Source organism: Terribacillus sp. AE2B 122 (assembly GCF_902497585.1).
GTDB lineage: Bacteria > Bacillota > Bacilli > Bacillales > Amphibacillaceae > Terribacillus > Terribacillus saccharophilus_A.
In genome coordinates, this window is record NZ_LR700942.1 from 74,608 (window position 1) to 74,881 (window position 274).

Below are 274 nucleotides of genomic sequence, written 5' to 3' on the forward strand. Positions count from 1 at the left end.
CGCCCGCGTTATCGGTACTGGACGCTCTGACTTCCCGAACCAGGTGAACAATGTACTTGCCTTCCCTGGTATCTTCCGTGGTGCCCTGGATGTTCGCGCAACTGGCATTAACGAAGAAATGAAGATTGCAGCTGCAAAAGCAATTGCCGAACTAATTGACGAAAGCGAATTGAACGAAGATTACGTTATCCCAGCTCCATTTGATCCGCGTGTCGCTCCAGCTGTTGCCAAAGCAGTAGCAAAAGCAGCAATGGATACTGGCGTCAACCGTATC

1 protein-coding gene is annotated in these 274 nt (G+C 50.4%); it reads left to right on the top strand.

Annotated features, from left to right (window positions below; all coding sequences use genetic code 11):
• On the top strand, positions 1–274 hold a 274-nt coding region (locus AE2B122_RS00345; RefSeq protein WP_305852001.1), incomplete at both ends, for a malic enzyme-like NAD(P)-binding protein.